The organism is Pseudomonas sp. PME37.24/025 (assembly GCF_055556615.1).
Map to the genome: position 1 here is coordinate 304753 of NZ_JBVHNK010000010.1, position 6380 is coordinate 311132.

Annotated in this window: 8 protein-coding genes and 4 tRNA genes; all 12 read right to left on the reverse strand. The window is 53.7% G+C overall.

What is annotated here, in order from left to right; genetic code table 11:
- Positions 1 to 45: 45 nt before the first annotated feature.
- The gene (gene rplA / locus ACZ3HH_RS19925) at positions 46 to 741 is read right to left on the reverse strand and encodes a 50S ribosomal protein L1 (protein ID WP_007896626.1); all 696 of its coding nucleotides are present in this window, start codon (positions 739 to 741) and stop codon (positions 46 to 48) included.
- On the reverse strand, positions 741 to 1172 hold the full coding sequence (gene rplK / locus ACZ3HH_RS19930) for a 50S ribosomal protein L11 (RefSeq protein WP_008008888.1): 432 nt from the start codon (positions 1170 to 1172) through the stop codon (positions 741 to 743). Before rplK ends, rplA begins: the two co-directional genes overlap by 1 nt.
- A 117-nt stretch (positions 1173 to 1289) precedes the next feature.
- Complete coding sequence (gene nusG / locus ACZ3HH_RS19935; RefSeq protein ID WP_007896622.1) at positions 1290 to 1823, reverse strand: transcription termination/antitermination protein NusG; 534 nt, start codon at positions 1821 to 1823, stop codon at positions 1290 to 1292.
- 9 nt (positions 1824 to 1832) lie between these two features.
- Positions 1833 to 2201 carry a preprotein translocase subunit SecE gene (secE, locus tag ACZ3HH_RS19940; RefSeq protein WP_007896620.1) on the reverse strand — a complete coding sequence of 123 codons (369 nt, stop codon included), beginning with the start codon at positions 2199 to 2201 and terminating at the stop codon, positions 1833 to 1835.
- A 45-nt stretch (positions 2202 to 2246) separates the two neighbouring features.
- Positions 2247 to 2322 (reverse strand) — tRNA-Trp (locus ACZ3HH_RS19945).
- Positions 2323 to 2375: 53 nt separating this feature from the next.
- Positions 2376 to 3569 carry an elongation factor Tu gene (gene tuf, locus ACZ3HH_RS19950; RefSeq protein ID WP_007896619.1) on the reverse strand — a complete coding sequence of 398 codons (1194 nt, stop codon included), beginning with the start codon at positions 3567 to 3569 and terminating at the stop codon, positions 2376 to 2378.
- A gap of 84 nt (positions 3570 to 3653) precedes the next feature.
- Positions 3654 to 3729, reverse strand: a tRNA-Thr gene (locus tag ACZ3HH_RS19955).
- A gap of 26 nt (positions 3730 to 3755) precedes the next feature.
- A tRNA-Gly gene (locus tag ACZ3HH_RS19960) sits at positions 3756 to 3829 on the reverse strand.
- 24 nt (positions 3830 to 3853) lie between these two features.
- Positions 3854 to 3938 (reverse strand) — tRNA-Tyr (locus ACZ3HH_RS19965).
- 142 nt (positions 3939 to 4080) lie between these two features.
- A complete protein-coding gene (locus ACZ3HH_RS19970; protein WP_465806951.1) occupies positions 4081 to 4521 on the reverse strand; it encodes a hypothetical protein in 441 nt (146 codons plus the stop codon).
- 7 nt (positions 4522 to 4528) lie between these two features.
- Positions 4529 to 5278, reverse strand: a complete 750-nt coding sequence (locus tag ACZ3HH_RS19975; protein WP_465806953.1) for a pantothenate kinase — start codon at positions 5276 to 5278, stop codon at positions 4529 to 4531.
- Entirely contained in the window at positions 5268 to 6227 is a 960-nt protein-coding gene (birA, locus tag ACZ3HH_RS19980) for a bifunctional biotin--[acetyl-CoA-carboxylase] ligase/biotin operon repressor BirA (protein ID WP_465806955.1), read from the reverse strand. Before birA ends, ACZ3HH_RS19975 begins: the two co-directional genes overlap by 11 nt.
- Positions 6228 to 6380: the final 153 nt, after the last annotated feature.

Genomic DNA, 6380 nt, shown 5'->3' on the forward strand with positions numbered 1-6380 from the left:
ACCCCAATCTTTCAATTGGCGCAATCGCTTGCGCCAACCTGTGTCTTACGCGTCGAGCGAGCCTTGGTCGATGACCAGACCTGGACCCATGGTGGTGCTCAGCGTAACGCGCTTGACGTAAATACCTTTCGAGGAAGCTGGCTTGATACGCTTCAGATCAGCGATCAGGGCTTCAACGTTTTCCTTCAGCTTGACGGCATCGAAACCGACTTTGCCAACGGAGGTGTGGATGATGCCGTTTTTGTCGGTGCGATAACGAACCTGACCAGCCTTGGCGTTTTTAACCGCGGTAGCTACGTCTGGAGTTACAGTGCCGACTTTAGGGTTAGGCATCAGGCCGCGTGGGCCCAGGATCTGACCCAACTGACCAACAACGCGCATGGCATCCGGGGATGCGATAACTACGTCATAGTTCAGGTCGCCGCCTTTCATTTCGGCAGCCAGGTCGTCCATACCTACACGGTCAGCGCCGGCAGCCAGAGCGGCCTCGGCAGCTGGACCCTGGGTGAACACAGCAACGCGAACAGTCTTGCCAGTGCCGTGTGGCAGCACAGTAGCGCTACGAACGACCTGATCGGATTTACGCGGGTCAACACCCAGGTTCACAGCAACGTCGAACGACTCGCTGAACTTGACAGTCGACAGCTCAGCCAGCAGAGCAGCAGCGTCTACAAAGTTGTAGGACTTGCCTGCTTCGATTTTGCCGGCGATAGCCTTTTGACGCTTGGTCAACTTAGCCATTACACACCCTCCACGTTAAGGCCCATGCTACGAGCAGAACCGGCGATAGTACGCACGGCTGCTTCCATATCAGCTGCAGTCAAATCCGCGTTTTTGGTTTTCGCGATTTCTTCCAGCTGAGCACGGGTCACGGTGCCAACCTTAACGGTGTTCGGACGAGCGGAACCGCTAGTCAGACCAGCAGCCTTCTTCAGCAGAACCGAAGCAGGTGTGGATTTGGTTTCGAAAGTGAAGCTACGGTCGCTGTAGACAGTGATAATCACTGGAGTCGGCAGACCTGGCTCAATACCCTGAGTACGGGCGTTGAAAGCCTTGCAGAATTCCATGATGTTCACGCCGTGCTGACCCAGAGCAGGACCAACAGGTGGGCTTGGGTTAGCCTGAGCGGCCTTCACTTGCAGCTTGATGTAAGCGGTAATCTTCTTGGCCATGAGGCACTCCAATTACGGGTTCGAACGCCTCGAAAGGCTCCCCGGTTACTTGCGCGTTTATCCCAGTGACGACAAAACCCCACAGCCTAGGGCTGCGGGGTTGGGATGCTTGCTCAACTAGACCTTTTCGACCTGGCTGAACTCTAGCTCTACCGGAGTAGAGCGACCGAAAATGAGCACTGCCACTTGGATCCGGCTCTTCTCGTAGTTAACTTCTTCAACCGTGCCAGTAAAATCAGCAAACGGTCCGTCATTGACACGTACCGACTCGCCTGGCTCGAACAACGTCTTCGGCTTCGGCTTGTCGCTACCATCAGCAACGCGACGCAGAATCGCTTCTGCCTCTTTATCAGTGATCGGTGCAGGCTTATCAGCAGTACCGCCGATGAAACCCATCACCCGAGGAGTATCCTTGACCAAGTGCCAAGTACCCTCGTTCATGTCCATCTGGACCAGCACATAACCTGGGAAGAACTTGCGCTCGCTTTTGCGTTTCTGGCCATTACGCATTTCAACCACTTCTTCAGTGGGAACCAGAATTTCGCCAAAGCCATCTTCCATGCCAGCCAGCTTTACGCGCTCTACCAACGAGCGCATGACATGCTTCTCGTAACCGGAGTAAGCATGCACAACGTACCAACGCTTAGCCACGGGACACCCTTAGCCGACAATCAAGGAAACAAGCCAGCCGAGCAGGGAATCAAGCCCCCACAACAGCAACGCCATAACCAGAACAACAGCCACAACAATCAGCGTGGTCTGCGTGGTTTCTTGGCGAGTTGGCCATACGACTTTACGAATCTCGGTGCGAGCTTCCTTAACCAGTACAAAGAAAGACTTGCCCTTGACTGTCTGCAGGCCTACAAAGGCAGCTACAGCAGCAATGACAAGCAAAGCGAGTACGCGGTACAGGATCGGCGAAGCAGAGTAATACTGATTGCCAACAACGCCAACAACCACCAAAGCGACTACTACTAGCCACTTGAGCAGATCGAAGCGAGAGCCTTGAGCTTCAGCTTTAGGAGTCATCTATGAAGATCCTGTGAAAAGAAAGCCAGACACACCAAGTGAATCTGGCAGGTCAGGAGGGAATCGAACCCCCAACCTACGGTTTTGGAGACCGTCGCTCTGCCAATTGAGCTACTGACCTAAAACAAAATCAGGCCGACCATTATGCCGGCCCGAAAAAGACATTACAACAACTTACTCGATGACTTTTGCTACGACACCAGCGCCGACGGTACGACCGCCCTCACGGATAGCGAAACGCAGACCATCTTCCATCGCGATGGTTTTGATCAGGGTAACGGTCATTTGAACGTTATCACCCGGCATCACCATTTCAACACCTTCTGGCAGCTCGCAGTTACCAGTCACATCAGTTGTACGGAAGTAGAACTGTGGACGGTAACCCTTGAAGAATGGCGTATGACGACCACCCTCTTCCTTGCTCAGAACGTAAACCTCAGCAGTGAACTTGGTATGCGGCTTGACAGTGCCGGGCTTGACCAGAACCTGACCACGCTCAACATCATCACGCTTGGTACCACGCAGCAGAACGCCGCAGTTCTCACCTGCACGACCTTCGTCGAGCAGCTTGCGGAACATTTCAACACCAGTGCAAGTAGTTTTGACAGTGTCACGAAGACCAACAATCTCAACTTCTTCCTGAATGCGGACAATGCCACGCTCAACACGACCAGTCACAACAGTACCGCGACCGGAGATCGAGAACACATCCTCGATCGGCATCAGGAACGGCTTATCGATAGCACGCTCAGGCTGCGGAATATAGCTATCCAGAGTCTCGACCAACTTCTTGACGGCGGTAGTGCCCATCTCGTTGTCGTCTTGACCATTCAGCGCCATCAGCGCCGAACCAATGATGATCGGCGTGTCATCACCTGGGAAATCGTAAGTGCTCAGCAGATCGCGCACTTCCATCTCAACCAGCTCCAGCAGCTCAGCGTCGTCAACCATGTCAGCCTTGTTCAGGAAGACAACAATGTACGGAACGCCAACCTGACGGGACAACAGGATATGCTCACGGGTTTGCGGCATCGGACCATCAGCGGCCGAGCAAACCAGAATCGCACCATCCATCTGCGCAGCACCGGTAATCATGTTTTTTACGTAGTCGGCGTGACCTGGACAGTCAACGTGCGCATAGTGACGCACAGCCGAATCGTACTCAACGTGAGCAGTGTTAATGGTGATACCACGAGCTTTTTCTTCTGGGGCGCTATCGATCTTGTCGAAGTCAACCTTTGCCGAACCGAACACTTCGGAGCAGACGCGGGTCAAAGCGGCGGTCAAAGTCGTCTTGCCATGGTCTACGTGACCAATGGTTCCAACGTTGACGTGCGGCTTGTTACGCTCGAACTTTTCCTTAGCCATCGAAATCACCCCTAGCAGAAGAATTAAGCAAGTACTATCAGCCATTAAAACAAAGGCAGATATTTTCATATCTGCCTTGTTATATGGAGCTCTTGAGCGGATTTGAACCGCTGACCTCACCCTTACCAAGGGTGTGCTCTACCAACTGAGCTACAAGAGCGTAACACTTTGCAGGACCTGCAAACTTGGAGCGGGTAGCGGGAATCGAACCCGCATCATCAGCTTGGAAGGCTGAGGTTCTACCACTAAACTATACCCGCGGAGCTTGCAGCTCTCGCTAAAAATGGTGGAGGGGGAAGGATTCGAACCTTCGAAGTCGTAGACGTCAGATTTACAGTCTGATCCCTTTGGCCGCTCGGGAACCCCTCCTAAGCGAGCCGGCATTCTATATCATGCCAGCCTTCTGTCAAGCATTTTCTCATTAAAAACCTGAGGTTAGCTGCGTTGACCTCGCTTCACACTGCTGACTGTTAAAGGTCTTCACTGCGAAGCGGGCGCCATTCTATGCAAACTATTCGACGGGGGCAACCCCCTCGCACGGCATTATTTTATGTTTTAACTCATTGAATTCTTTAGAAAGGTTTTGCAACTGCGAATCACCCAGCAAACGCCGGCTTTCTGGTGCCACACGCACCCAGTAACCATCAGACTCGGCGGGCGCCCTCAGCAAGGACTCGAACTTGATTTCCATGCCACTCAATCGCCGCTCGACCGCCTGAACCGCTTCCTGACGAGTAAAACCGCCAAGATAGAGGCATCCATCGCCTGCCTGGGCAGGCTTTCCTTTATCACGAGCCGCGTCAGTCGTTTCACTCAACAAGCGAATGTCCTGCTGCGAACCCCGATACAAACTCAAAGGGGTTACATCCTTTGCGCGCAGAGGAGCCTCCTGTTGGTGCCAGACGTAATAGAACACATTGAGGACAAGCAACAGCAGGAACAACCAACGCATAAAAACCTCAGGACAAGGGACACGCCATCGCCAAACCTACAAATACCAGGTCTGGAACCACCCTGGCCTCGGGCACAATCTCGGAGATCAGATCAGCATCTCCTCCAGTCAGGAAGACTGCGAAATCTTCTCCCCAATAGCTGCGCGCCAACTCTAGCTGAGTCAGGACAAACCCTCTCAACATTAGCAAACAACCTCGCTCGACCGCCTCGACGGTTGTGCGCCCAGGAACAAGACTCTCCAAAGCGCGCTCGGCAGCAAGATCTCCATAGCGAATTCTACGGGTATGGGTACGCAGCTGGTTGCGCATCAAAGGCATCCCCGGACAGATAAATCCTCCGAGATGCTCACCATCCCCTGCAATAAAGTCAGCGGTAACAGCCGTACCAAAGTCGAGCACCAGACAAGCACCCGAAGCCAGATGAAATCCTCCGAGCATTGCAAGCCAGCGATCAAGCCCTAGCCGCTCGAACTCCTCATAGCCATTTCGAACCCCGGACATCTCCCGAGCCGGTGTCGCGCACACTACGGAAACGCCAAAAGCCTCGGTCAGCAGAGAAATCAGCGCACTGGTTTCTTCGGCGGTTCTGACACTGACTAAGCGACAATGCATGAGAGCGAGCCCCTTGAGGCCTTTCAAGCTCTCCAGCAATGCGAGATCTGAATCAACGACCCCCTCGCCAATCACCCGCCGGACATCCTCGCCGAGCACACGCCACTTGATGAAACTGTTTCCACAATCGAGCTCAAGAATCATCACGCAACCTCAGGCTGAGCTCGCCACCACTAAAGACCTTCTCCACACCATTCACCTTCAAGCGCAAGGCACCCTGGCCATCGATACCCAGCACCTCACCATCTATCTGACTAACACCGGCAATCAACGATACCGCCCGCCCCTGCCATAGATGATTTTGCTCCCACTCCGCCTGGATCGCCGGAAATCCGCCGGCCTGGTGGCGATTTAAATAGGTCTGGATCATCAACCCTAACTCCGCAACCAGATGATTGCGATCAACAGCCTTACCCGACTCGAGGCGCATGGACGTCCATTGCTGATCAACCTCATCAGTCATCTGCATGTTCACATTTATTCCGACACCGATCACCACGTGACACACATCAGCAGGATCCCCCACTAATTCGAGCAGTATTCCTGCAATCTTTTGCTGCCCCACCAGAACATCATTCGGCCACTTCAACCCCACACCTGAAATACCAAGCCCTCGCAAGGCTTGCATTACGGCAAGCCCGACAACAAGACTCAAGCCTTCCAGCTGCCGCATCCCACCATCAATGCGCAGTACCAGACTGTAATAGATGTTTTCCGCGAACGGGCTCACCCATTTGCGTCCACGCCGCCCACGACCAGCCGTCTGCCGCTCAGCGAGCACCAGAAACGGCGCAGGCTGGCCACGCTCGATAGCGCGCAAGGCTTCAGCGTTGGTAGAGTCAATTGAATCGAAGACTAGAACGGGCCACTCGCAAGAAGGCCCCCGCGCGCTTATTTCCGCAGGATCAAGCAGTGTCAACGGCGCAGCCAGTTGATAGCCGCGACCGCGTACTTTATGAATAGATAAACCGAGCTCAGCTTCCAAGTGCTGAAGCTGCTTCCATACAGCGCTACGACTGACGCCCAAGGCAGCACCCAGGGCTTGGCCCGAATGGAATCGACCATCCTTAAGAAGCTTTAACAACGTCAGCATGCAAGTCTCGCCTCACAATGAGGCCCGCATGATAGCCATGCCCCGGGCTGTTGCATAGAAACCCTACAAGCGAGATTTTCCTGCGGACAAAACAAAACCCCTACCTGCATACGCAGATAGGGGTTTCGGAATTTAATCTTGACGATGACCTAC

What these genes read in the sequence shown, in the direction of transcription:
- rplK (WP_008008888.1), bottom strand. Translation starts at nt 1,172, where the DNA reads ATGGCCAAGAAGATTACCGCTTACATCAAGCTGCAAGTGAAGGCCGCT.
- secE (WP_007896620.1), bottom strand. Translation starts at nt 2,201, where the DNA reads ATGACTCCTAAAGCTGAAGCTCAAGGCTCTCGCTTCGATCTGCTCAAG.
- ACZ3HH_RS19970 (WP_465806951.1), bottom strand. Translation starts at nt 4,521, where the DNA reads ATGCGTTGGTTGTTCCTGCTGTTGCTTGTCCTCAATGTGTTCTATTAC.
- birA (WP_465806955.1), bottom strand. Translation starts at nt 6,227, where the DNA reads ATGCTGACGTTGTTAAAGCTTCTTAAGGATGGTCGATTCCATTCGGGC.
- ACZ3HH_RS19975 (WP_465806953.1), bottom strand. Translation starts at nt 5,278, where the DNA reads ATGATTCTTGAGCTCGATTGTGGAAACAGTTTCATCAAGTGGCGTGTG.
- rplA (WP_007896626.1), bottom strand. Translation starts at nt 741, where the DNA reads ATGGCTAAGTTGACCAAGCGTCAAAAGGCTATCGCCGGCAAAATCGAA.
- tuf (WP_007896619.1), bottom strand. Translation starts at nt 3,569, where the DNA reads ATGGCTAAGGAAAAGTTCGAGCGTAACAAGCCGCACGTCAACGTTGGA.